The organism is Arthrobacter sp. TMS2-4, from assembly GCF_054511075.1.
In genome coordinates, this window is sequence record NZ_JBTNDI010000003.1 from 131479 (window position 1) to 156236 (window position 24758).

21 protein-coding genes, 1 tRNA gene and 1 pseudogene are annotated in these 24758 nt (G+C 61.6%); 15 read left to right on the forward strand and 8 right to left on the reverse strand.

Features of this window, described 5'->3' with window-relative positions; translation table 11 throughout:
* Positions 1-2: 2 nt before the first annotated feature.
* From ACX80F_RS06125 to ACX80F_RS06170, 10 genes are all read left to right on the forward strand, one after another.
* Complete coding sequence (locus ACX80F_RS06125; protein ID WP_459335498.1) at positions 3-1301, forward strand: ABC transporter substrate-binding protein; 1299 nt, start codon at positions 3-5, stop codon at positions 1299-1301.
* 39 nt (positions 1302-1340) lie between these two features.
* A complete protein-coding gene (locus ACX80F_RS06130) occupies positions 1341-2336 on the forward strand; it encodes a carbohydrate ABC transporter permease (RefSeq protein WP_459335657.1) in 996 nt (331 codons plus the stop codon).
* Positions 2336-3208, forward strand: a complete 873-nt coding sequence (locus tag ACX80F_RS06135) for a carbohydrate ABC transporter permease (protein WP_459335499.1) — start codon at positions 2336-2338, stop codon at positions 3206-3208. The genes ACX80F_RS06130 and ACX80F_RS06135 overlap by 1 nt, the downstream gene beginning before the upstream one ends.
* 8 nt (positions 3209-3216) lie before the next feature.
* Entirely contained in the window at positions 3217-5589 is a 2373-nt protein-coding gene (locus tag ACX80F_RS06140; protein WP_459335500.1) for a beta-xylosidase/alpha-l-arabinosidase, read from the forward strand.
* Between the two features lie 17 nt (positions 5590-5606).
* Complete coding sequence (locus ACX80F_RS06145) at positions 5607-6842, forward strand: endo-1,4-beta-xylanase (RefSeq protein WP_459335501.1); 1236 nt, start codon at positions 5607-5609, stop codon at positions 6840-6842.
* 136 nt (positions 6843-6978) lie between these two features.
* Positions 6979-8484 (forward strand): arabinosylfuranosidase ArfA, encoded by a 1506-nt coding sequence (arfA, locus tag ACX80F_RS06150; RefSeq protein WP_459335658.1) that lies wholly within the window; start codon positions 6979-6981, stop codon positions 8482-8484.
* Positions 8485-8574: 90 nt separating this feature from the next.
* On the forward strand, positions 8575-9756 hold the full coding sequence (locus ACX80F_RS06155) for a Gfo/Idh/MocA family protein (protein WP_459335502.1): 1182 nt from the start codon (positions 8575-8577) through the stop codon (positions 9754-9756).
* Between the two features lie 46 nt (positions 9757-9802).
* Positions 9803-10498, forward strand: coding sequence for a ThuA domain-containing protein (locus ACX80F_RS06160; protein WP_459335503.1), 696 nt, complete (start codon positions 9803-9805; stop codon positions 10496-10498).
* The gene (locus ACX80F_RS06165) at positions 10483-11601 is read left to right on the forward strand and encodes a Gfo/Idh/MocA family protein (protein WP_459335504.1); all 1119 of its coding nucleotides are present in this window, start codon (positions 10483-10485) and stop codon (positions 11599-11601) included. Before ACX80F_RS06160 ends, ACX80F_RS06165 begins: the two co-directional genes overlap by 16 nt.
* 185 nt (positions 11602-11786) lie before the next feature.
* The gene (locus tag ACX80F_RS06170) at positions 11787-12371 is read left to right on the forward strand and encodes a helicase associated domain-containing protein (protein ID WP_459335505.1); all 585 of its coding nucleotides are present in this window, start codon (positions 11787-11789) and stop codon (positions 12369-12371) included.
* A 754-nt stretch (positions 12372-13125) separates the two neighbouring features.
* On the opposite strand, the gene ACX80F_RS06175 is transcribed toward ACX80F_RS06170, so the two are convergent.
* Positions 13126-13314 carry a hypothetical protein gene (locus ACX80F_RS06175; protein ID WP_459335506.1) on the reverse strand — a complete coding sequence of 63 codons (189 nt, stop codon included), beginning with the start codon at positions 13312-13314 and terminating at the stop codon, positions 13126-13128.
* A 143-nt stretch (positions 13315-13457) separates the two neighbouring features.
* On the opposite strand from ACX80F_RS06175, the gene ACX80F_RS06180 reads away from it, so the two are divergent.
* The 3 genes and pseudogenes from ACX80F_RS06180 to ACX80F_RS06190 all read left to right on the forward strand — a co-directional run bounded on the left by ACX80F_RS06180 (position 13458) and on the right by ACX80F_RS06190 (position 14379).
* Positions 13458-13658 carry a hypothetical protein gene (locus tag ACX80F_RS06180; protein ID WP_459335507.1) on the forward strand — a complete coding sequence of 67 codons (201 nt, stop codon included), beginning with the start codon at positions 13458-13460 and terminating at the stop codon, positions 13656-13658.
* Positions 13659-13994: 336 nt separating this feature from the next.
* Positions 13995-14264: pseudogene (locus ACX80F_RS06185) on the forward strand (hypothetical protein); the annotation flags it as partial.
* 41 nt (positions 14265-14305) lie between these two features.
* Positions 14306-14379, forward strand: a tRNA-Met gene (locus ACX80F_RS06190).
* Between the two features lie 617 nt (positions 14380-14996).
* Here ACX80F_RS06190 and ACX80F_RS06195 read toward each other — a convergent pair.
* The 5 genes from ACX80F_RS06195 to ACX80F_RS06215 all read right to left on the reverse strand — a co-directional run bounded on the left by ACX80F_RS06195 (position 14997) and on the right by ACX80F_RS06215 (position 20825).
* On the reverse strand, positions 14997-15422 hold the full coding sequence (locus tag ACX80F_RS06195) for an SLATT domain-containing protein (RefSeq protein ID WP_459335508.1): 426 nt from the start codon (positions 15420-15422) through the stop codon (positions 14997-14999).
* Positions 15423-15736: 314 nt separating this feature from the next.
* The gene (locus ACX80F_RS06200) at positions 15737-18088 is read right to left on the reverse strand and encodes an ATP-binding protein (protein ID WP_459335509.1); all 2352 of its coding nucleotides are present in this window, start codon (positions 18086-18088) and stop codon (positions 15737-15739) included.
* 508 nt (positions 18089-18596) lie between these two features.
* On the reverse strand, positions 18597-18806 hold the full coding sequence (locus tag ACX80F_RS06205) for a hypothetical protein (RefSeq protein ID WP_459335510.1): 210 nt from the start codon (positions 18804-18806) through the stop codon (positions 18597-18599).
* A gap of 168 nt (positions 18807-18974) precedes the next feature.
* Positions 18975-19340 carry a DNA/RNA non-specific endonuclease gene (locus tag ACX80F_RS06210; protein ID WP_459335511.1) on the reverse strand — a complete coding sequence of 122 codons (366 nt, stop codon included), beginning with the start codon at positions 19338-19340 and terminating at the stop codon, positions 18975-18977.
* 252 nt (positions 19341-19592) lie between these two features.
* Positions 19593-20825: a hypothetical protein gene (locus ACX80F_RS06215; protein WP_459335512.1), complete on the reverse strand. Its 1233-nt coding sequence runs from the start codon at positions 20823-20825 to the stop codon at positions 19593-19595.
* 332 nt (positions 20826-21157) lie between these two features.
* Between ACX80F_RS06215 and ACX80F_RS06220 the strand changes: the two genes are divergently transcribed.
* Together ACX80F_RS06220 and ACX80F_RS06225 are read left to right on the forward strand one after the other, a co-directional pair.
* Positions 21158-22033 (forward strand): DUF2971 domain-containing protein, encoded by an 876-nt coding sequence (locus ACX80F_RS06220; protein WP_459335513.1) that lies wholly within the window; start codon positions 21158-21160, stop codon positions 22031-22033.
* Positions 22034-22563: 530 nt separating this feature from the next.
* Positions 22564-22863 (forward strand): recombinase family protein, encoded by a 300-nt coding sequence (locus tag ACX80F_RS06225; protein ID WP_459335514.1) that lies wholly within the window; start codon positions 22564-22566, stop codon positions 22861-22863.
* A 66-nt stretch (positions 22864-22929) separates the two neighbouring features.
* Here the strand turns inward: ACX80F_RS06225 and solA are convergent, their stop codons facing one another.
* Both solA and ACX80F_RS06235 read right to left on the reverse strand, forming a co-directional pair.
* Entirely contained in the window at positions 22930-24078 is a 1149-nt protein-coding gene (gene solA / locus ACX80F_RS06230) for an N-methyl-L-tryptophan oxidase (protein ID WP_459335515.1), read from the reverse strand.
* A 138-nt stretch (positions 24079-24216) separates the two neighbouring features.
* Positions 24217-24711, reverse strand: coding sequence for a Dps family protein (locus ACX80F_RS06235; protein ID WP_459335516.1), 495 nt, complete (start codon positions 24709-24711; stop codon positions 24217-24219).
* Between the last annotated feature and the right edge of the window lie 47 nt (positions 24712-24758).

Sequence of the window (24758 nt, forward strand, 5' to 3'; positions counted from 1 at the left end):
CGATGAACAAGCACAGCATGAAGAAGCTGATGACCGTTGGGGCGGCGACAGCAATCGCCCTCGGCGGTTTGTCAGCGTGTGGCTCCGACACTGGAGCAACAGAAGGTGGCGACGTCACCATGACGTTCTGGCACAACTCGACGACGGGCGCTGGCAAGGCGCACTGGGAGAACACGGTCGCAGCGTTCGAGGAGGCGAACCCTGGCGTCACGATCGACATCCAGTCCATTCAGAACGAGGAGATGGACGGGAAGCTCCAGACGGCGCTGAACTCCGGCGATGCACCCGACATCTTCATGGCGCGCGGTGGCGGCAAGCTTGCGGATGTCGTTGCGGCCGGACAGGCCATGGACATCACGGATTCCATCGACGACGCCACCAGGGCTGCTGTGCCCGAAAGTGTGTTGGACGCTTTCGCGGTCGACGGCAAGATCTACGGGATGCCGACCGCCTTGCTGCCGGGTGGCATCTACTACAGCGAAGACCTCTTCGCCGAAGCGGGCGTCGAGGGAACACCGACGACCCTCGACGAGCTCGGCTCTGCCGTTGACAAGCTCAAGGGAGCAGGAATCGACCCCATCGCCGTCGGCGCGAAGGATGCCTGGCCTGCAGCGCACTGGTACTACTTCTTCGCGGTTCGCGCCTGCTCGCAGGACGTCCTCACCACGGCCGCCGAAACCATGGAGTTCGACGACCCGTGCTGGCTGGAGGCCGGCAACAACCTGCAGGAATTCGTCGACACGGAGCCGTTCAACAACGGATTCCTCACCACCTCGGCGCAGCAGGGTGCAGGCAGCTCGGCCGGACTCCTCGCCAACAAGAAGGCGGCCATGGAGCTCATGGGCGCGTGGAATCCCGGTGTCATCGCTTCGCTGACCCCTGACGAGAAGCCTCTGGCAGACCTGGGCTGGTTCCCGTTCCCTGAGGTCGACGGCGGCGAGGGTGAGCCTGGCGCCATGATGGGCGGCGTCGACGGATTCACTTGCTCCGCTCAGGCTCCGAAGGAAGAGTGCACCGCGTTCCTGAACTTCTTCATGCAGCAGGAGCACCAGGAAGGCTACGCGGAAGCGTTCCAGACGATCCCCGCCAACCAGGACGCCCAGGCAGCTGTGACTGACCCGGCGCTCCAGTCGATCCTCGAAGCGTACAACGACGCTCCGTACGTCACGGTGTGGCTCGACACCCTGTTCGGACAGAACGTCGGAAACGCGCTGAACAAGGGTGCTGTCGACCTGTTCGCCGGTCAGGGCACAGCTGAAGACATCGTCTCCGCTCTGAACGACGCAGCGGCCAAGGGATAGCAGCAGATCATGATTGAACCTGCAGGGGGTGCTCCGTTGATGACGGACCAGCAGCCGCCGCGGGGCACGGTTACGGCAGGGGATGGCGCTCACGCGGCGTCCCCTGCCGCGCCGCGGCCCAGACGGCGTCCAGCGGACTGGCGCAAGCGCCTCGAAATCACGCTTCTGGCCGGGCCGGCGATCGTCGTTTTTGTCAGCTTCGTGATCTTCCCGGTCGTCCTCGCTGGCTACTACGGTTTCTTCCGCTGGAAGGGCTTTGGGCCGGCTACCGACTTCGTCGGTTTCGAAAATTACATGATCATCTTCCAGGACAGCGCGTTCCACGACGTGCTGCGCCACAACGGGTTCATCCTGGTGCTCTCCCTGGTCCTCCAGGGACCCATCGCGATCGTCCTCGCGCTCTTGCTCAACCAGAAGATCCGTGGCCGCTCGCTCATCCGCGTGCTCATCTTCGTCCCGTACATCATCTCCGAGGTCATCGTCGGGATCGGCTGGGGTCTCATGCTGCAGACATCCGGTTCCGTCAATGGGCTGCTCGACAGCATCGGGTTGGGAGCTTTCCAGAGAGACTGGCTCTCCGATCCGAGTATCGCCATCTGGTCCCTGATGGTGATCATCTCGTGGAAGTACATCGGCTTCGCCGTCATCCTTTTCCTCGCCGGATTGCAGAGCATCCCGGACGAATTGTTCGAAGCGGCCGCGATCGACGGCGCCAGCTACTGGCAGATCCAGCGCACCATCACCCTGCCGCTCCTCGGGCCGACCGTGCGGATCTGGGCGTTCCTGTCGATCATCGGCTCGCTGCAGTTGTTCGACCTGGTCTTCATCATCTGGGGCCAGTACGTCGCCTCGACTGCCGGGACCTCGACCATGGCCACCTACATGGTCGCCAACGGGCGCACGTCGGGCAACTTCGGCTACGGCAGTGCGGTCGCCGTCGTCATGTTCCTGATCTCCCTCGTCATCGCATTGATCTACCAGCGGTTCGTTCTTTCACGCGACACCGCCGGTGCCCTCACAGAAGGAAAGAAGTGATGGCTGTTCTCGAAGCTCCCACGCGCCTGCACAAGAAACGTCCACCGAGTGACCGCCAGGAGTGGGGCAGCCCGGCGACCTACTTCATCGCCTTTGTCTTCATCGCACTCTGTCTCGGACCCGTCATCTACATCATCCTCGGTGGGTTCCGCGACAACTCGCAGATCACCAATTCACCCGCGGGGTTCCCGAACCCGTGGAATTTCGACAACTACGCTGAGGTGCTCGCGAGCCCGACCTTCTGGCAGCAGGTCGGCAACTCGGCGATTGCCGGGATCGCTACGACCATCGGTGTGGTGACGCTCGGCCTGATGGCGAGCTTCATCCTCGCGCGGTACAGGTTTGCCGGTCGCGGAGCGATGTATTCACTGTTCGCCGCCGGGCTCATGTTCCCGATGACCGTGGCGATCACGCCGCTCTACATCCTCGTCCGGGACCTGGGCCTGATGAACAGCCTGGCTGGAGTGATTCTCCCGCAGATCGCCTTCGGCTTGCCGGTGACGATCATCATCCTGGTGCCGTTCCTCAAGGCCATCCCCGATGAGATCGAAGAGGCGGCGTCGATCGACGGCACCAGCCGGCTGGGCTTCTTCTTCCGGATGGTCGTTCCCTTGTCGCTGCCGGGCGTGGTCACGACGGGCATCCTTGCTTTCGTGGCGAGCTGGAACAGCTATCTCCTGCCGCTGTTCATCCTCGGTGACCAGGCGACGTACACCCTGCCGCTCGGCGTCCAGGCGTTCGCTTCGCAGTATTCGGTGGACACGGCGAAGGTACTCGCCTTCACCTCACTGTCCATGATTCCTGCACTGATATTTTTCACGCTGTTCGAGCGTCGCATCGTCGGCGGACTCACCGGCGCCGTCAAAGGTTAGGACCTCCCTTGAGCACCACGACATCCACGACGACCACGCCGGCATGGCACGACGTGACCGCGTCCGCTTCCGACCGCGTCGAAGCACTCCTCACCGAGCTCACGCTCGAGGAGAAGATTGCCCAGCTGTTCGGCGTCTGGGTCGGCGCGTCCAATGAGGGCGGGGACGTAGCGCCGCATCAGAACGACATGGACGACGTCGTCGACCTCGATGCGCTCCTGCCGAACGGGCTCGGCCAGTTGACGCGGCCGTTCGGCTCGGCTCCGGTCGACCCGGCGCTCGGGGCGCTGTCCCTCCTCCGCAGCCAGCGCCGGATCGCGGCCTCCAACCGGTTCGGCATCCCGGCTGTTGCGCATGAAGAGTGCCTTGCCGGCTTCGCCACCTGGGGGGCGACCGCGTATCCGGTGCCCCTCGCCTGGGGGGCCTCGTTCAATCCGGGGCTCATCGAGCGGATGTCACACCGCATCGGGTCCGACATGCGCTCGGTCGGCATCCACCAGGGCCTTGCCCCGGTGCTCGACGTGGTGCGGGATGCCCGCTGGGGTCGCGTCGAAGAGACCATCGGTGAGGACCCGTATCTCATCGGGACCATCGGAACGGCGTACGTCCGTGGCCTCGAGTCCGCAGGAATCGTCGCAACCCTCAAGCACTTCGTCGGATACTCGGCGTCGAAAGCCGGCCGTAACCTCGCGCCGGTCTCGGTCGGTCCGCGTGAACTCGCCGACGTGCTGCTCGTTCCGTTCGAAATGGTCATGCGGGAAGGCAAGCCGCGGTCGGTCATGCACTCCTATACCGACATCGACGGCGTGCCATCGGCGGCTGACGAGTCACTGCTCACCGGGATCCTGCGTGACACCTGGGGCTTCGACGGCACCGTCGTGGCCGACTACTTCGGGATCGCCTTCCTGAAACTGCTTCACGGCGTCGCGGGTTCGTGGGGCGAGGCCGCTGCTCTCGCGCTCACTGCGGGCGTGGACGTCGAACTGCCGACGGTGAAGACCTTCGGTGCGCCGCTGGTCGACGCGGTCCGGTCAGGTGACCTGCCCGAGGCGGTCATCGATCGTGCCCTCCGGCGTGTGCTGCGCCAGAAGATCGAACTCGGACTGCTCGATCCTGACTGGGACGCCACGCCCGAAGCGTTGCGGGACGTCGACGTGGACAACGCGGAGGGCATCCGCGGCACCATCGACCTGGACAACGCCGGTAATCGGGCGGTCGCCCGCGAGATTGCCGAACAGTCCATCGTGCTTGTGAGCAACGACGGAACCCTTCCGCTCGCCGCCCCGCGCCGAATTGCTGTTGTCGGACCGACGACCGACGACCCCTTCGCCGTTCTCGGCTGCTACTCGTTCCCTGCGCATGTCGGCGTGCAGCATCCTGACACACCGCTCGGTATCAAACTGCCTACCCTGCTCGATAGCCTCCGCATCGAGTTTCCCGAAGCCGATATCGAATACGTGCCAGGCACGACGATCGACGGAGGAGAAACCGCCGGGATCTCCGCGGCGGTGGATGCTGCAACACGGGCGGACGTCGTCATCGTCGCCCTCGGCGACCGGGCCGGGCTTTTCGGCCGCGGCACGAGCGGTGAGGGCTGCGACGTCGAGTCGCTGCGTCTGCCCGGTGCCCAGCAGGACCTTCTCGACGCCGTCCTGGCAACATCGACTCCTGCCGTCGTCACCCTGCTCGCTGGACGACCGTACGCGCTGGGATCCGCTGTCACGGGCGCCGGCGCGATCGTGCAGGCGTTCTTCGCAGGAGAAGAAGGAACCGCCGCACTCGCCGGCATCCTCTCCGGCCGGGTCAATCCGAGCGGACGCCTGCCTGTCAGCATCCCGGCCTCAGAGGGAACGCAGCCGTCCACATACCTGGCCGCCCCCCTGGCGCGCTCCAACGGAGTGTCGAGCATCGACCCGACCGCGGTCTTCGCGTTCGGGCACGGGATCGGGTACACGACCTTTGAATGGAGCGCCGGCCAGCACGGGCCGGATACGGTCGGAGTCGACGGCACGGCGACCCTCGGCCTCCGTCTCCGCAACACCGGGGACCGTTCTGGGACGGAAATCGTCCAGATCTACGTCCACGATCCGGTCGCGTCAGTGGTGCGCCCGGTGCAGCGTCTGGTCGGTTTCCAGCGCGTTGACCTGAAGCCGGGCGAATCCGTCGAGCTCTCGATACACGTTCCCGCCGACGTCACCGGCTTCACCGGCCGAAATGGCGAGCGGGTCGTCGAACCGGGAGAGATCGTCCTTGGCCTCGGAGCGTCGAGCACCGACCTGCGGATCACCCACTCGGTGCAGCTCTCCGGTGAAGCCCGCGTCGTGGGCTTCGACCGGGCCTTCCACCCGACGTTCCACGAGATCACACGGAGTGCCTCGTGAGTGTCGATCATCGCCGGGTGACCGCGCAGGTCACCGTGCTGGACGCCGTCGGCAACCCTGTGCGGAACGCGGATGTCACTGTCGAACAGCAGCGTCATGACTTCGCCTTCGGCAACATCGGTTTCGACTTCATTCCGCTTGCCAATGGGGAGACCGAGCAGGATGCCGCGGCGGAGCCCGTTTTCGGCGGGGCCGGGCTCGCCGGCCTGCGGGAGCTCGAGACGATGTGGCTCGACCTCTTCAACACCGCGACCCTTCCATTTTACTGGCGAGGATTCGAGCCGACCCGCGGCAAGCCTGACACCCGAAGACTTCTCCGGACCGCCTCGTGGTTCGCTGAGCACGGAGTGACGGTGAAGGGGCATCCGCTCACCTGGCATACGCTCGCGCCCGAGTGGCTGGCCGGTCTCCCGGTGGCGGAGGTCGAGCGGCTGCAACGCGAGAGGATCCGACGCGAGGTGACCGACTTCTCCGGGGTCATCGACACGTGGGACGCCATCAACGAAGTCGTCATCATGCCCGTGTTCACTGCAGAGGAAAACGGAATCACTCGGCTTGCGCAGAGCATTGGTCGCGTGCCCATGATTCAGCTCGCGTTCGAGGAAGCTCGCGCCTCGAACCCTTCGGCGACGCTCGTCCTGAACGACTTCGACTTGTCGAGCGACTACGAAGCTCTGATAGAGCGCGTGCTTGAAGCGGGGATCGCCGTGGACGCGATCGGCCTGCAGACGCACATGCATCAGGGGTATTGGGGAGAAGAGACCATGCTCGCGATGGTCGACCGATTCGCCCGCTTCGGGCTGCCCCTCCATCTGACCGAGACGACTCTAGTGTCGGGGGACCTCATGCCGCCGGAGATCGTCGACCTCAACGACTATCAGATCCCATCCTGGCCATCGACGCCCGAGGGAGAGGCCAGGCAAGCGGACGAGATCGTCCGCCACTATCGCTCGCTCGTGGGCCACCCGGCCGTGCAGGCCATCACGTACTGGGGGTTCACCGACGACGGAGCGTGGCTAGGCGCGCCGGGCGGGCTTGTTCGCGCCGACGGCACGCCGAAACCCTCGTTCCACGCACTGCGGTCGCTGATCAAGGACGAATGGTGGCTGCCGCGAACGTCGATGCGCACGGATGATGACGCACGCTTGTCGATCACGGGTTTCTTCGGTGATTACGTGATCAAGCGCGACGGGCAGAGTGCGCCGGTCTCGCTCTCGCGGGGGAGTGAGACGGACACCGTCCGATTCCGCTGACTCTGGCGCGATCGCGCTGACCAGCTCCCCGCTTCACATCAAGATCAAGGGCCCCGGGCTGGGAGCCGTGCCTTTACGCGCTCCTTGGCTCCGAGGAACTAGTTCTCTCGTACGTAATCATGGACAGGATGATGTTGTGCCCGATGCCCGTATTGTCATTGAGCGTTCGGCGGTCGTTGCGCCCCTGAATCGGAGGATCTTCGGTTCGTTCGTGGAGCACCTCGGCCGGTGTGTGTACGGCGGGATTCACGAGCCGGATCATCCCACCGCCAACGAGGACGGGTTCCGACTCGACGTGGTCGAGTTGGTCAAAGAGCTCGGCTCGACGACGATCCGCTACCCGGGCGGCAACTTCGTCTCCGGCTATCGGTGGGAAGACGGTGTGGGCCCACGCGACCAACGCCCGGTACGCCGTGACCTCGCGTGGCATGCCCTGGAGTCGAACCAGGTGGGCATCGACGAGTTTGCCCGCTGGTGCAAACTCACCGGATCCGAGTTGATGATGGCCGTGAACCTCGGGACCCGCGGGATCGACAGTGCCCTCGACCTCCTGGAGTACGCCAACCACCCATCAGGAACGGCACTGAGCGACCAACGGGTCGCCAACGGCGCAGTAGAGCCTTACGACATCCGCATGTGGTGTCTCGGAAACGAGATGGACGGACCCTGGCAGACCGGATACATGAGCGCGGACGCTTACGGTCAGATCGCTGCCCGCACCGCACAGGCCATGAAAGCGGCGGACAAGACGCTGGAACTCGTAGCCTGTGGATCCTCCGGCTCCTCGATGCCCACCTTTGGCGACTGGGAGCGCATCGTGCTCGAACACGCCTATGAACACGTGGACTACATCTCCTGCCACGCGTACTACCAGGAGCGCGGCGGCGACCTCGATTCCTACCTCGCCTCGTCATTGGACATGGAGTACTTCATCCAAGCCGTCGTCGCCGCCGCCGATCACGTCAAACACAAATTGCGCAGCGACAAGACCATCAACCTGTCCTTTGACGAGTGGAACATCTGGTACCTCGACGAGCACCAAGCCTCCGGCGAGGTCAACGACCAGTGGACGTATGCGCCCCGCCAACTCGAGGACGTCTATTCCGTCGCCGACGCCGTAGTGCTCGGCAACCTCATGATCACCCTGCTCAAGAACCACGACAGGGTCGCGTCCGCGTCCCTGGCGCAACTCGTCAACGTCATCGCGCCGATCATGACCGAACCAGGTGGTGCTGCATGGCGTCAGAGCACTTTCTTCCCCTTTTCGGTCACCGCACGCCTTGCCCGAGGCGAGATTCTTCGCCCAACCATCGAGGTGGACACCTATGAGACGTCCGTCTACGGCCGGGCGCCCCTCGTCGACGCCGTGGCAACAATGGATGTAGAGGCCGGCTCGTCGGCGGTGTTCCTCGTGAACCGCAGCCGAACCGATTCGATCGAAGTCTCGATCGACGTCGCCGATCTTGATGCCACCACGATCACCGAGGCGCTCACCCTGCACGATGACGACGTCTATGCGAAGAATACGTTCGAGGACCAGAACCGGGTCGGCCTCAAAGCACTCGACGGCGTCTCGGTCGACGGAGGGACACTCACAGTGACGCTGCCACCCGTGTCATGGTCAGCCATCAGCCTCACCTAGCCTCGATATTTCGTGAGGCAGCTCGTCTGCTGCATATGGCGGGAATGATCTGCCGGCATCGGTTTGTGAACGAAAGGAACCACTAGTCTCATGACGTCCACGTCGCAACCCGCCCTGCGGGTCGGAATGATCGGCTATGCCTTCATGGGCGCGATGCACTCCCATGCCTGGCGCACCGCGCCGCGCTTCTTCGACCTCCCGCTGCAGCCCGAACTCGCCGTCCTCGCCGGGCGGAACCCGGCGGCCGTGACGACCGCCGCCGAGAAGATGGGCTGGCGGGACACCGAGACGGACTGGCGGGCCCTGGTGGAACGCGACGACGTCGACCTGATCGACATCTGTACCCCCGGGGACACGCATGCCGAGATCGCCATCGCGGCGCTGGAAGCCGGCAAGCACGTGCTCTGCGAGAAGCCGCTGGCGAACTCGGTCGAGGAGGCGGAACGCATGGCGGCGGCCGCGAAGGCCGCCGCAGCGAAAGGGGTCTTCGCCATGTGCGGGTTCTCCTACCGGCGCACGCCGGCCCTGACCCTCGCTCGGCGGCTCGTCGAGCAGGGGAGGATCGGGACCATCCGCCACATCCGCGCACAGTACCTGCAGGACTGGCTGTCGGACGAGAATGCACCGATGACCTGGCGCCTGGACAGGAGCAAATCAGGTTCCGGTGCACTGGGGGACATCGGAGCGCACAGCATCGACGCGGCGCAGTACGTCTCCGGCCTGCAGGTCACGGGAGTGTCCGGTCTTCTCAACACCTTCGTCCACGAGCGTCCCCTCGGCGGGACCCTCGTGGGCCTGGGCGGCCAGGGCGCCAGTGATGGGGGAACCGGAACGGTCACGGTCGACGACGCCGCGATCTTCAGCGCGCGCTTCGACTCAGGGGCGATCGGGGTGTTCGAAGCCACCCGCTTCGCACTCGGCCGGAAGAACTCCATGAGGCTCGAGGTCAACGGCACGCTCGGTTCGCTCGCCTTCGACTTCGAGCACATGAACTCCCTGGAGTTCTACGACGGCACCCAGCCCGCCGAGACCGCGGGCTTCAGCACCATCAACGTCACCGAACCCGTGCACCCCTACACCGGGAATTGGTGGCCAGCCGGTCACGGGCTCGGCTACGAGCACGGGTTCACGCACCAGGTCGTGGACCTGGTGCAGGCAATCGCGGACGGCACCACGCCCTCGCCGTCCTTCGACGAGGCGCTCGGTGTTCAGAAGGTCCTGCACGCCATCGAGCAGAGCGCAGCGAACGACTCGGGGTGGCAGCATGTCTGAGGCCGCCCCGACCGGGATTGCACTACGTCATCACGAAAGAGGGATCATGACCAGCAGGGAAGCACTCGTCGTCCGCGGGGGGTGGGACGGTCACCAGCCCGTCGAGGCCACGGACCGGTTCATCCCGTTCCTCGGTGAGAACGGATACGCCGTCCGGGTCGAGGAGTCACCGAAGATCTACGCGGACGCGGACTACATGCAGACCGTGGACCTGATCCTGCAGTGCAACACCATGAACACCATCGAGAAGGACGAATTCGCGGGACTCCGATCGGCGATCGAGGCCGGGACCGGGCTCGCCGGATGGCACGGAGGGATCGCGGACTCGTACCGCAACGAGTCCGACTACCTCCACCTGATCGGCGGGCAGTTCGCGTGCCACCCGGGCAAGCACCCGGATGAGCGGGTCGGCGAGCAGTCCGACAACTACGTGCCGTACCGAGTGAACATGCTCCCGGCTGCGGCGGACCATCCGATCACGCAGGGAATCGGGGACTTCGACCTCGTGACCGAGCAGTACTGGGTCCTGGCCGACGACTACATCGACGTGCTCGCGACCACGACCCAGGCGGTCCGGGACTGGGACCCGTGGAACCGTCCCGTGACGTCCCCTGCCATCTGGACCCGTCAGTGGGGCGAGGGGCGCATCTTCGTCTCGACCCCCGGTCACCGCGTCGAGATCCTCGACGACCCGAACGTCCGAACCATCATCGAAAGGGGTTTGCTGTGGGCGAGCCGTTGAACGTCGGAATCATCGGCTGCGGCGCGATCGTGGCCCAGTACCTGAAGACCCTGCCATCCCTGCCGTCCGTGAACCTCGTCGCGGTCGCGGACCTGGACTTCAGCCGCGCGGAAGCCGTCGCCGCATCGCAGGAGGGCGTGCGCGCAACGACCGTGGACGACCTCCTGGCGGACCCCGGCATCGACACGGTCCTGAACCTCACGATCCCTGCCGCGCACGCCGAGGTGGCCAAGCGTGCGATCGCGGCGGGCAAGCATGTCTACGGCGAGAAGCCCCTCGCGGCCAACACGAGCGAGGCGCAGGAGGTACTCGCCCTGGCAGACGAGGCCGGCGTCCGCGTCGGGTGCGCCCCGGACACCGTTCTGGGGACGGGCATCCAGACAGCCCGCGATGCCATCGACAGCGGCCTGATCGGCCGCCCGATCTCGGCGTCTGCCACGATGATGACGCCGGGACACGAACGATGGCACCCCAACCCCGACTTCTACTACGTCCCCGGTGGCGGACCCCTGCTGGACATGGGCCCGTACTACGTCACCGCGCTGGTCACCCTGCTTGGCCCGGTCACCTCCGTCATCGGTGCGGCCAGCCACACCAGGGACAAGCGAACCATCGGGGGTGGGCCCCGTGCGGGTGAGACGGTGCCGGTGTCCATCGACACGCATGTCACCGGAGTCCTCGTCCACGAATCCGGAGCTCTCTCCACCCTGATCATGAGTTTCGACGCCGTACAGACGCGGGCTTCCAACATCGAGATCCATGGTGAACTGGCCAGCTTGACCGTTCCTGACCCGAACTACTTCGACGGGGAGGTTGCCGTGTGCGACCTTACGAACCGGGAGAACGGATGGGAGGTCCTTCCTGCCAGCGCAGGCTACATCGACGCGGGCAGGGGATACGGCCTCGCGGACATGGCACTAACGCCATCCGGTATGGAACACCGCGCGAACGGCCAACTCGCCTACCACGTGCTCGACGTCATGGAGTCGCTCCTGAAGTCGGCAATAAGCGGCAGCTCCGAATCCGTGGGAAGCACCGCGGAGAGACCCGAGTTAGTGCCACTCACATCCCTTATGGAGTTGGCTGCGTCCACCTCCCGTTGAGGCAGCATCAGTAGAGCTTGTCTTCTGCACATTCTGTGACCGCAGATTCTGGAAACTCAATCCGCCTTACGGCATCACCAAGTCCGCTCAAATTGCTCTACGTCCCATCCGGTCCGCGATAGCTGGATGGGTGCTCGATAGGTCGGACGACGCACTAGCAGGTCGAGGAGAAGGGCCTGATTGCAGTGAGTGGCTGCAATCAGGCGGCGGCGTGTGAGAGCGGGCAGGAGTGGCTGCTCATGTACTCCCGGGGTGTGCCCGTGTCGGTGACTGCCGCCTGGTGTCGGGTCGCTGTGAAGCGCGTGGTCCGCACCGTCGACCGGCAGATCGAACGGGATCCGGCGTGGTTCGACGCGTGCTGGCTGAAACATGACCAGCCGGCGTGGCCGGCGAACAAGAAGCACCGCCGGCGGACCCGGGAGCAGGCGTGGTGGGAACACTACGCCCGCCTCACAGCCCATGTGCGCGAGAACGGGAGGATCCCGGCGCAGAACGACAGCCAGGACAGCTGGGTGCTGTATCGGTGGCTGGAGAACCAGCGCAGGAACCACGACGCCGGTACCCTCACCCCCGACAGGACCGAAGCGTTGAACGCGTTGGGGGAGTGGGTCGGTACGCGGAGGGGTAACGCGGACGTGCTGTGGGAGCGGCGCCTCGACGAAGTCCAGCAATTCCTGGCTGCTACCGGCCGGTTCCCGATCTACTACCGCGCCCGGCACCCGGACGAGAAAGTCCTCGCCGTGTGGCTCGGCCGACAACGCACTTGGTAGCGGCAGGGCCGGCTCCGAGGGGACCGGCAGCGGCGGCTCGAGGAAACGCTACCCGGCTGGCAGGGGACCAGACCGTGACGAGCTACGTCAGGTATGCAAGGGCAGGGCACAAAGACGCCTGAGTGTTCAGCTTGTCTCCGACCCATCGTCGGTAGGGGGTTTTGCTAGTGCTTTTGTGACGGTCCCAGTAGAACTTGATGAGAGCACCCACGAAGAAGACAACAGTCAGCGGACCGAAGACGGTGATAATGGCTTGAGGACTGCTGTCTACGTAAGGAAAGCCCCAGGGAGTCCTCCAACGCTTGTCCGTAGAACCAGGGCTCGAGTTATCCGCGGACCCCGTCATGCGTCTCCCCCGGCCTTGTGAACGTATGTGCTTGTCACAATTTAGTCCGCGACTTGTCTATCGGAATATGGTCCCCCCCGGTCGCCGCCGGACACGCTGGCGTGCCTGCCAGGCATAGTTGTGAGTTGCATCTATCGTGCGGCACCATCGGGGGACCCTCGGGGGTGGTCTTCCCGCCGCGTTGCATCGATGGAGGCAGGGGTGCTGGTGGCGGCCAGATAACGATCAGCAGCGTGGCGAACGGACCCAGAAAGAGGGAGAGGAAGAACCAGGCGAGGCGGGAGCGATTCTTCTGCTCTGCCAGACCAGCGTTGATCAGCGCCAGTGCGAACCAGAAAGCGCCACTTTCCGGGCTGGCAACGGTACTGACGGGATCCGAGTACGTCGTGACCGGTCCCGAGTAGTCGGTCATCGCGAGTCGGAGCGCGGATCAGGACCAGAGCCCTGCGACATGCTGGCGTAGTAGGACCGCATGCCGTGCTTCACCCCGAAGTGGATGATCCCGTACAGGACCAGGGCTGCGAACCCCCACAGCACCGCGAAGATGAGAAATCCGAAGATCGGAAAGAATCCCGGATCGAGTGGATTGTTGCCCATTGCTTCCCCCATATCTGAAACGAACAGTCGGTCCAGCGAGCCTACCCGGGGGAAGTGGAGACCAACCGGTACACCGCACCCGGGACTGACAGGGCCGGCCGGTACAGTGAAACCAATGTCACCGACCAGGAAAGAGGCGACCTTTGGCACCCCCGGGTTACATCGCACCGGCCTCAAGTATCACCCTGACGACGCCGTTCAGTGAGAGTCTGAGCGTTCACGCCTTGCAGCTCGCAGCGCCCAGCGTGGAGGACCGTCTCAAGGTCGGGCCCGTCGCGTTCTCCCACCCCGAGCGAGTCGACTTCACGTGGACGCCGGCAGCGGACAAGGATCTTGTCGGGTAGCACCGCACCTACCCAGCCGAGGGGCGCGGCCCTCCACAGGGCGGCATGGACACTGGACGTGCAGCCCTTCTTCATGTCACAGCGCTCACGCGACGAGCCGTTCGGCCGGCTACTCCTCGACAGGGCCGATCGCCACATGCTCACGTCGGTAGTCGACGACGGAGCAAATCAGGACCACAGACGAAGCCAGAACCATGGCGAAGATCATCCCGCCCATCGACGACGAGCGACGTCGTGGTGTTTGGAGGATGGAATGCTGAATCCATGACAGACCAGCCCCAGGACGACGGGCAGCCCAGGCCGTTGCGGTTCCTCACTCTGTAGCAGGTAGCCGAGGAGCTGACCACGAAGCACAGCACCATCCGTGCTCTCATCGCGTCAGGGGACTTGCCGGCCATTCAGATCGGCGGCCGCGGCCAATGGCGCATCGGACGATCCAGGCTCGTGAACTACATCGCCGGCACCTACGCCAGGGCCCGCACGGACATTGGGAAGGGCGAGGTGTTGGCGTGGTTGACCTGCAGATCTAGAAATTGGCAGCCGAGGCGGAGAATGTACGGGATCCCGATGGTCCTCGTCTCGGCGCTTACACTGGGGGCGGCCTGACTGGTGTCTTCCTCGTGTGGTGCGTAAGGTCGTCTATGCGCCGCGGGGTGGAGCAGCTCGGTAGCTCGCTGAGCTCATAACCCAGAGGTCACAGGTTCAAATCCTGTCCCCGCAACAACCGGGCACCTACTCACGATTGTATTGAGTAGGTGCCTGAATCGCATCACGCCGCGTTCAAAGCGACACACGATGACGACGCTGTCGTCCTCAGCCCAGCCGTATTGGGTCCCTCTTGCTATTACCGCCGATAACAGCGCATATGTTAAGTCGGCACCGCGGGGAAGGCTCATCTAAGTACCGACCGACTGTCCTAGGAACCGGCCGGGCCGGGCCCCCGAAAATACGGGCCAGCGCTCGACGAGTCACCCACGTCAGTGTCGAGAAAGGCTGCCTCGCTATTCCTTCGGTAAGTGCTTGCGCTCGGCCTTATCGCGCCGAGATCAGCGCCTGCCGGACAGCGCTTAGATGATTCGCGTATCTGGTTGCCCGCGCACGAACAGACAGCCCCTCAACCCGGGCGTTTCTGCGGATCTGTGAACATAAATTGATCCTCTACTTTATTTGAACAAGCCTTCCGTTGCGCTCATCAACTGATGAGTCCAACGGTGGGTCGAAATCCGAAGATCATCGGAACAGCAAAGTGAGTAGCATCAGGCCGCAGATGAACCAGAGGCCCGCGAGGTCCCTGAGGGGCGCCATCGAAGGGTTCAAATATAACGAATCACTATCGTATTATTTTCCATCCGCCCTCCTTTGCTCGAGCCACTGATCGCTAAACTGCTCCCAAACTTGGGTATATTTATGGTAAAAGCTCATGACTTCGGATTGGTCCAATTTTTCTATTTCTCTGTTTGCTACGTAAAGGCTGAGGTCCTCCTCAATCCGATGCCACCTGGCGAGTGCTTCTTCAGCCAAAACCCACCGCGACCGCCAGTTGAAGAACGGTTCAATTGCTCCTATTGTTGTCACCAGTGCAGAGAAGATAAAGCCCCACTGGGCGGGTCCGTCAAGATCGCTGAGTCCGAGAATTACGGTCGCGGTGGCCGAAAGTGCAAGTCCGAAAAGATGTGTGCCGCTAGCTAACGTCCTCCAGGACTTTCTACGCCACCGTGCGTAGTCCTTTGCGCTGTACAGGCTGGCCCTTATGTACTTTGCCAATTCGAAAGGCGGAAGGCCTGCCACTAGCTCCACAGAGGGTTCGCGAGGGGACGGCTGATGGTCTGACCACCACCCAAATCCTTGTAAGAGTTTCACGAAATCATTATGCCAGAAACTCACGTGATGTGGACATACCCGCCGGCTGCGGACGTATCGCGCATCGCCGCCGGTACCACCCAAAGAAGCTGATCTCTCGAACGCCTCGTTAGTGTCGTCGTGGCAATAACGGGACGCTGGCGAGATCTTAGAACCCTCCTCACTTCGTGTGAAGTCATGTCAGGAAGTGACTCTTGCCGGTTCAGCTACACCTGCAGTCAGATGACATTCGTGTCTAGCCAACGTTTGGTCGCAGTGCAAGCCTCTTGAACCTCTGGTTCGTCGCGGTGACGGAGTAAAGCTAGCCTACCGAAATGCACTAAATCCTCCTTCAACGAGACTTTCTCCTGTCGGGACATAGATACAGTACGAAGCCAGCGCAGACCAAATGTGAGAAAGACCGTGAATGTATGTGGACTATTTTTGCTTGAGTCGATCATGATGCTACGCAAAAGCTTGAATGCTTCAGTGATTTCTGCCTGCGCAGTCGGCGATGTGGGATTGTTAACACTCCGTTTGAGCAGCAGCATGCTCCAGGCAGTGTCTATTCTAGCGTCGTCCAATTCGGCAAGTGCTCGCGCTTGGCGAAGAAAATTCTCCGCCAATGAAAGATCGCCGTACGTCGTTTCGAAACTGCCACGCTGCAACCAGTAATGAGGGTCTCGCGCCAGCCACCTTTCGATGGTTCCATATATCCGCTGAACTGTAGCGGTGTCAACTACAAGCTTTTTCAACGACTCGTGGTTTATCAGACGAATAAGCAGCCGACCATAGCGGGACTGACGAACGCTCGCCAGATCGTAATGCGAGGCGGTGAGGAATATCAGGTCGGTGAGCCAGTGCTCAAGAAGCCCTTCCTCGCGGAAGTAATCAATTGCTGACTCCGCCACCACCCTATGGCGGGCACGATAGCCACTTGCGTCACCGAGTACAATCTTTGAATCTTCGAGGCTTCGGAGGGAGATTAGTGCGGCGTTAGAATCGTAATTTCTCGTTGCAGCAAAAAGTACGTCCTGACGGTTCAGTTTTCGGTTATCTGCCCACATTGAGGTGCAAATAAGCCCATAGATGGCCTGATCAGGTCCGCGTAGAGAGCGGCACTCATCGGCTACGCGGTCGTGGAACCGCTGGCCGGACGTTGCTTCGATCAAAGTCACGAGAAGTTGACGGTCGTCGCGTTCTGTGATCTTTCGTATCTGTTGGGCTCGAGTCGATCCGACCAATGAGCCCATGCGGTTACCTCTGGACAGCTGCGACAAGAGAGCTACAGCATCTGCGTCCGAGAGACGCTCCTGCGGGAGGGTGGCTTGGAGGTCAAGTCGATCCGCGTAATCAAGCTGAGAGAATCGAATGCTCCTCGCGGAGATTACAAGTTTCAAATCTGGGGCGCTCTTGCGAAGCAATCGGAGTAGGGCGCTTGCTTGGCCGGCGAACCGGTCTATATCATCAATGAATACGTAGTTGGGGGATAATCGGGCAACTTCATCCTTGATGTGGCTGAATGTAGATTCGGTTTCCCGATCTAACCAAACGACCGTATCACCTTGAGCGGATAAAGCAGTTGCAGCACGCATCAACGAGGTCGATTTTCCGGATCCGGCGCTACCAATCACGGCGACGGTGCCGGACGAAAGTGCGTCAATGGTGCAGCTAAGTTTAGTGTCGAAGTCAAATGTGGCGGCATAACCGTTAACCACATCTCCCCAGGTAGGGGAGGCGCCTAGAAGGAAATCAGCGGCGCCGGGTGGTGCATTCCGAACCTGGTCTGCTACTGACAAAAAAGGACTGGTCGGGGTGAGCGTTGAGCGCTGCGGTTTCTTCCCGGTGAGGGTAGACAACTCCGGTGCAATAACGCGCGTATAGAAAGCACTTTCTGTTTCCTCGAGATGCTCAAAGTTGAGTCTTTGTAGCATCGCGCGACGGCCTGGATCTAGTCGAGGCGTGACGAGCCACGACTTTGGACGAAGTTCGCGGGCATCACCTCGTTGTCCCCTGAGACTCAGGTAATGCCAAAGCGGCGGCTCATCGAGGACAGAACCGATGACAACCACTGGTCGCGTCGTGATGTCGGTAATAAACTCTTGATACCAGCTGTCTTGTCGGGCGGTGCGCTCAGCAAACTCCCAGGGCGAGAAGGTTACCCTAGGAAAGTCATCGAGAACGCCATTGATATGGACGACCGACAGTAAGTTGGAGTTTATGGTGCCGGGGCTGGAGGTCAAGGCCGAAACTATCTGAATCTTATCCAATCGCTCTTCTGCAATGGCGCTGTCACCATCATCAATATTGAGCGTGTAAACGCGGTGCCAGGGTAGTGAGTACCAGTCGTGGTATCTGGGTGGCATGATTGATCGGTCAATCGTAAAATGACGGTAGAGCTGTTCGCGCAGTAGACCCTCGGATTTTCGGAGGGCTTCCTCGTACACTAAGCTCAGCGGGGTCGAACTTTCGAACGGTTCATCACCAAAAGCGATCGGCCATATGCTTTCGGAAAGCTCTGTGCCAATTGGAAGCAAGTCTCCAAAGGCGTCGGTCAGTCCTCGTGAGAAGCCAGCACCCGTCAGTAGCACCGCGTCTCCTCGTGCTATTGCATTAGTGACGGGTGTTCCGTGCATCTTCATTTAGTCCCGCTCTCCCGCTCGGTGCTATTTTGTTCTCGGTCGTGCTCAGAAGTGGCTTAGAAGTCGATCGCACAGTGAAGGCACAGGCGCAAAGCTTAGGCTCACTGCGCCGTGGGAGGGCGGCGACGATGCGCCTTCGCGGTTCAGATGTACGCAGAGTGCCTTATGTGTCTTATGTGCGTTCGCTAGTTCACTAGGGTGTTGCGCTAAGTACACCATGCGAGGGACCGATTTGCGCGCAACCCATCGCCGTCCAGCCGTCCCGCCGATGAATTCTTCGGCCGGACTGCGGACAAGGTTGGGCAGAGCCGTGAAGCCCAGCACCGGCGGGGCGTGTGCGGCCATCTCTCATCTCAGCAATGTGTCGCACTGCGTCGGTTCTCACCAAGAGGGCAGAGCAGCGTTTGATGAGAGGGACGGGCGCTGATACTTGATGTGGGGGCTCGCCTAGTGGCACCTAGTTTGTGAGGTCGAATCTCAGCTCCAGGTATTCCGGGCTTGACAGCTCGCGCCAGGCCGACGTCACGCATGCGCTTTGCAGCGCTGCGGCGATCGGCATGCTGTCGGCAGCGATCAGCTGCGCCAAGTTCGATCCGGTGAGGTGAGTGATGTCGCGGATGGGAACCTGGAAGGTGTGGAACGGGCGCAGGGGGAGCGTAGTCCTCACCGATGGCACCGGGCCTTGGGACTTCCGGCAGGTCCTCAAGCTGTGGTGTCTGGTCCACGACGTGGCCTGTCGCGGCCAGCGACCCGGCATGCAGGAACGCCGCGACTTTAAAAACCGCAGCGGGATGTTTATGCCCCGGTACATGGGGTCTGGGTTGCTGAGAATGGGTCAAGTGAAGATAATCAGCCGTCGGCCATAATCGGCGTTTTGCAGCAGATATGTTTCCAGGCCGTGCCACAGCCGGAGGCTTTGGTTGAACTTCGCCGCTTGCGGTGCGGCGTTGGTGTAGTGGAACGTGTCCTCGTTGGCTTGGGCTGCTTCGGCGCGGGTGTCACCCCAAACAGCGGAGGCCCGGCGAACGAGGTGCCCACGGTCGAAGTCGTTGCGGGCGTACACCCTTTCCCCGGTCTGCTGATTCGCGAGCAGACGAGGGTCCAACCGCCAGTTGATGCCGGACCGGTCCAGATCCATTAGCTTCTCCCCATCGATTCCGAGCGCGCTGACGGGAGCGAAATGCTTATCTAGGCGCATCAAGACCGAGAAATGCGTTTAGGGCAGCAGCACCGTCTCGGCATCCTCGCGTGTCGGTACGGGAACAAGCCGGCCACGGGACTGCTCATCGAACCCGGTCCGGTCGGAGAGATCCTCGTTAGGAGCGGGAAGGGGATTTGGCGGCAGCTCATCCATGATTGGAAACTACCAGCGGCCAATGATCGTTACGTGAACACCCCTTCCCCGCAGCTCTTGCTGCTGCCAGAAGCGAACGGATTGGAGTCTGCTCCCTGCCTAGGACTCGAAGTCCTGCTTGGGTGCCCCATAATTTCGAAGACCAAGAACGAGCTCGATTTGCAGCTCTTGAACTCCATCAACGATCAATGGTGCTTGAAGGCCCTCAAGAACAGCTAGATTCCCATCACGTAGAGTGCCAAACCTCCGCACCTCTCCAAGTGCTTTATGGACGGTAGTAGCCTTGGCCGCTCCACTGATGCCAAATTGTCGATCGTTTCCCGTGCTCTGAAACCCTTCGGCGCGAAGAGTAATGAACTTACCGCCCGCGGGAGTCAGCTGATACTCGCCCGCTAGCTCCTCCTTCAGTCTCGTTTCGTCGTTGCTCACGAAGATTTCAACCTCGTAATGAAGAGACTCCGCCATTGGTTCTTGGCCAGCAGCCACTAAGCCAGCACTCGAGAATTTGGTGTCAAGGTACTCGATCGTAAGCGCACGGAACATGAGGGCGTAGCGGTAACGGGCTTCGGTAATTAAGATTCGAGAGCCCCAATCCTGTGGGGTCCAGACTGTGCGTCCACTCTTCGCATGGAAAATTGCTGTCCGAAGTTTGCAGTAAAGCTCGTCATAGATGGCATTATTTGGCGATCGTGGTGAAGTGGGAGCAAAAGGCTGAAGGTCAACCAGTTCATGAACTTGCTTCAACGCCCTTTTGAGCCAAACACCGTCTCCTTCACGCCAATTATCAGTTGCGCGATAGTCCGGTGGGACGATGGAACTGAGAAGGGATTCTAGGGCTAAATACAGGTTGCGAAACGAGTCATAAAGATCCGTCGAGGACTCACTGATGCGGTAGTAACGAAGGCTTTCGTGCCAAATCCCAGGCGGTGCAGGGAGAGACTCGATGACATCACCGTGACTGTTATATGCCACCCCTTTTGCTATCAGCCTGCTGGACATGTGGTTTTCGCCGACGATTCTCAGCGTCATTCCTGCATCAGCATGCCAACCAACAATATACGGGCTATCTTTATGTGCAAGGAGAAGTGGTCGACCTCCATGGCTGAAGTGGACATCGATGGCGCGGTTTGCTGCCTCGAGGGCTGCGGCGTGGGTTTCCTCAAACCCTCCTCGCGGACAGTTCGTCACCACGATGTATTTGCTGTTTGCCGGAATGGTGACGGATATATTGTCAGTAGATTGGTACGCGAAATCCTCAACGTCTGATTCAGACGCAAGATCGAAGACCCCCACGCCGTCGACGCCAAGGTCGATCCCTCCGAAACTAGCCATACCTCACTGTGGCAGAGGCTGCGCATGATGAGTACCTCTACGGGAACGACGCGCACCGGTAGCACCGTCTACTGCGGACGCTGGGATGCCCAAGCTCCTGCATCACTTGAAAGTCTGTTCTTGAGTGACACTTGAGTGACACCTGAGTTCAGCTTCGTTACTGTGTCTGAGCTCCGTCGCGCGATAGCTTACGGGACGCATCGTTTGCCCGCTAAGCCGAGCCAGAGTGTGTTGTGCACTGGTCTGTCTATCGGTGGCTACAACCGGCATCTGCATCTCGAGTATTTCCGTGGCGTGGCGTGGTGCCGAGGCGAGCAAGTAGAGTCGCTTTTATGACTGAAAGCCCTTTTAGAGCCCTAAATCCGGATGGAACCCCTAGAAATGCTGAAATGCTTGTGTATCACTATACAAATGGTGCGGGCGCACTTGGCATCGCATCCAGTGGTCTCATCTGGGCAACAAATGCACGGTTTCTCAATGATTCGACAGAAATTCACTCTTCATTCTCTCATGCCGCGGGTCTCCTGGAGTCAAAATATCGCCCCGATCACGCCGACCTCAAAGAAGGGTTAGATCAATTTGTGAATTATGTGCGAGAAGCTGGAAAGATCTCACCCAACATCTTCATTGCATGCTTCTCTGAAGCGCCTGACCTGCTCAGTCAATGGCGTGGTTACGGTGGCGCTGGGGGACAAGCGGCCCTCGGCTTCAATGTCGAGGAGCTTCGCCAGCTTGCCGTTGCGCGCGGGTGGCGACTGGAGCGCTGTATCTACGACCGAGCTGCCACGTACGTTGTGATGACGCGTTTGCTTGAGAGCGTCATTCAAGCCTTCATTACACGACATCGGGATACGAGTGAGGCAGGTCGTGCGCAGATCTTATTCAATATGATCTATAGCACGGTTCTACATGCAAGCCCCACAATGAAGCATCATTCATTCAGCGAAGAGAAAGAGTGGCGTCTTATATCGCCTGTTATTTCAGCTGGGGCAGGTGCAGAAGTGAAATTTCGGCCAGGGAGAGACAGCCTAGTTCCTTACATGGAATTTGAATTGCCGAGGGAAGGCGATCGCCTCCGAATTCCGCACTACTATGTGGGCCCTGGGCCTCATAAGGCTCTCGCTACTGAAGGCCTTAGCATGCTCTTTAGCGTGAAGGACGTCTCGGTAGAGGCCACCTCCATAAGTCAGATTCCCTTCCTCCCATAAGAAAACCCTGAGTACCATCGTCGGAGCATCGACTACGCCGTCGTGCGCTTGATCCACCCACAAGTACTCGCGGCGATCGGGTGTGCGGAGCCACACCGAACCCACCTGTCCTTCCTCGGTGATATGAAGAATGCCACACTAGGCAAGAGCTGCCCGCGTGGCTTGCAGGAGCTCGGGGTAGTTTTGCATCCATTCAACGTGCCCGATGCATTGCGAAAGGACTAGAGAGAAGCTCTGTGCGGGTCGCACGGCTGCAAAACGGGCTGGTCAGTGCCGTCAGGCCGGGGAGCGGTCATTTGTCCCGGACAATGAAACTGGGCGGAAAGGCACCATAAGTGAAACGCCGATCCTGGTCGGCCGTGCGCCGAGGGTGTCTCGGAAACCTATAGCTTTGTGAGGCGTGCGACAGTGGGTGCCGGCGTTCAGAAATTTCCCCGGGATTCCGCAGATGTGTCTGTCTTGGAAAGTCGTCTCATGGTGAGGTGTCGCGGTGGTCATGTCGCCGGCACTTTATGAGGCAGATTGCTGGCATGAGGCATCTCGGCTGTACCCGCGTGGGTGCATCGGCTCAGGATTCGAAGCTGCAGTTCGACGCGTTGCTCGCCGCCGGGTTTCATAAACGCGGTGTATTAGCCGACGTCACTTCGGGAAGCCGGGCCGCAGTCGACCGGCCCGGAATGAAGCAGCTCCTTGAGTACGCCGACGAGGGCGACACCGTCGTGGTGGGGCGCGTCGACCGGTTGGGCGGGTCGCTCAGCCGCCGGAAGGCTCCCTCGACATGGCAGGGGCTCGCGAAGCACTATATGACGTGGACGCTGGAGGCTCGATAGCGAAAGAGCCTCGTCACCACAAGTTGCCAGCACGCCGGATATCGGCAACCTGGCCACCGCACCTGCCTACCGATTGTGCAGATGGCGGCCGAAGACCCGGAAGATTTCCGGCACCTGACCTCGGCCTGTGACGAGGTTGGCGGCCATCTCCCCGATCAGGGGAGCGAACTTCCCTCCGTGGCCCGAACAGGGGGAGACGACCGTGATGTTGTCCACCGTGTCGAGTACGAAGTTCTCGTCCGGGGTGTTGGTGAACAGGCAGGTGGTCTCAGCGTAGGGTTCAGGCACGACGCCGGGAAGGTAGCGCGTGACATATTCCCTCACTTGTTGCCGGTTGCTTTCATCCATGAGCTGGTCCTGCGCCCGGGCGGAGGACAGTACCTTCCCGCCGTTGAACTTCGCAACCTTCTGTCCCTGGTCCCGGGCATCGCGACCCCCGGGCAGACCATACACCTGCAGGTTCTCGCTCAGGTGGATGAACGTGGGCCACGGCGTCGCCGATGCCTCGGGGGGCTTCCGGTAGGGGAAGTGGTAGGCCTGTTCCTGGCGCACCTGCAAGAAGGGCATCTGCTGCACGAAGGCCTCGGGGAGGCTCAGATCGCCCAGTAGGGCCGGCAGCCATCCACCGGCGCACACGATGATGTGCTCGGCCTCCAGTGCCTCGCCGGTGGAGGAGGACACGCGGAAGCCGTTCCCCGACCGCGTCACCGAGCTCAGCTCCCACCCGGTCCTGATCTGCGCCCCGTGGGTCAGGGCGAGCTCCACCATCGTGGTGACCGCGGTCTCGGCATCGAGCACCCCGGCGCCGGGGTGCCACAGCACGTCGGTGTCGAACACCAGCTGGGGCCAGCGATGCTGGGCCTCTTCGGGGCTCAGCAGCTCGTGCTCCACCCCCGCCGACTGCAGGACCTCTGCCAGTTGCCGCGGTCGGCGTACAGATCCATGGTCGACCGACCCCGTAGGGGTGATCAGCTGCCTGTCGCTGAGCCGCTCGAGCTCGTCCCAGCCCTGCTTGGCATCGATCACCATCCGCGTGTACCCCGGCTCCGGATACGCGTAGCGGAAGATGCGGGCCGACCCGTGGGAGCTGCCCCACTCGTTGGCCGGGGTGGACCGCTCGAGCACGGTCACTTCGTGGCCACGGGAAGCCAGGTGCCAGGCGGTGGCGGCGCCGGCGAGACCTGCTCCCACCACGACGTATTTCGAGGTGTTCATGTCTCTTGTTGCTCCACATCTCAAGCGGGACGGTGTCAGCGAGATTCACTTCCAGGCGACCGCAGACGGTCCCCGGACACACAGGAGGGGGAAGCGCCGATGCGCGTCCCCCTCCCGAACATCAGGAGATCAGGTCCGTCAGACGGTTGCCTTGTCGGTGCCGGCGGGGGAGACGACCTCCGCGGTGGGCTCCATGTTCTCGGCATCGACCATCCACGCGTACTGCTCGAGCTTGGCGATGAAGCCGTGCAGCAGGTCCGCCGTGGTGGGATCCTCCTCGTCGATCTGGTCGTGGACGTCCCGCATGGTCTTGACGCTGGCATTCAGCATCCGGACCACGAGGCCCACGGTGTCCTTGGTCGAGACGAGGCCCGCCGGGAACGGGTCGATCTTGGTGCCCTCGGCCACGGCCACGCTGCGGCCGTCGGGCACGGCATGCAGTGCGCGCATTCGCTCCGCCATCTCGTCCGCGAAGAGGCGTGCGTCCTCGATGATCTCGTCGAGCTGCAAGTGGAGGTCACGGAAGTTCTTGCCGACCACGTTCCAGTGGGCCTGCTTGCCCTGCAGGTGCAACTCGATGAGATCGACGAGGACGGCCTGCATGTTGTCTGTGAGGGTGGGTGATGCCTTCATGGATCCTCCAGTGCTAGAGAGATTTTCTCCCGTCGGCCGGGGCGCCG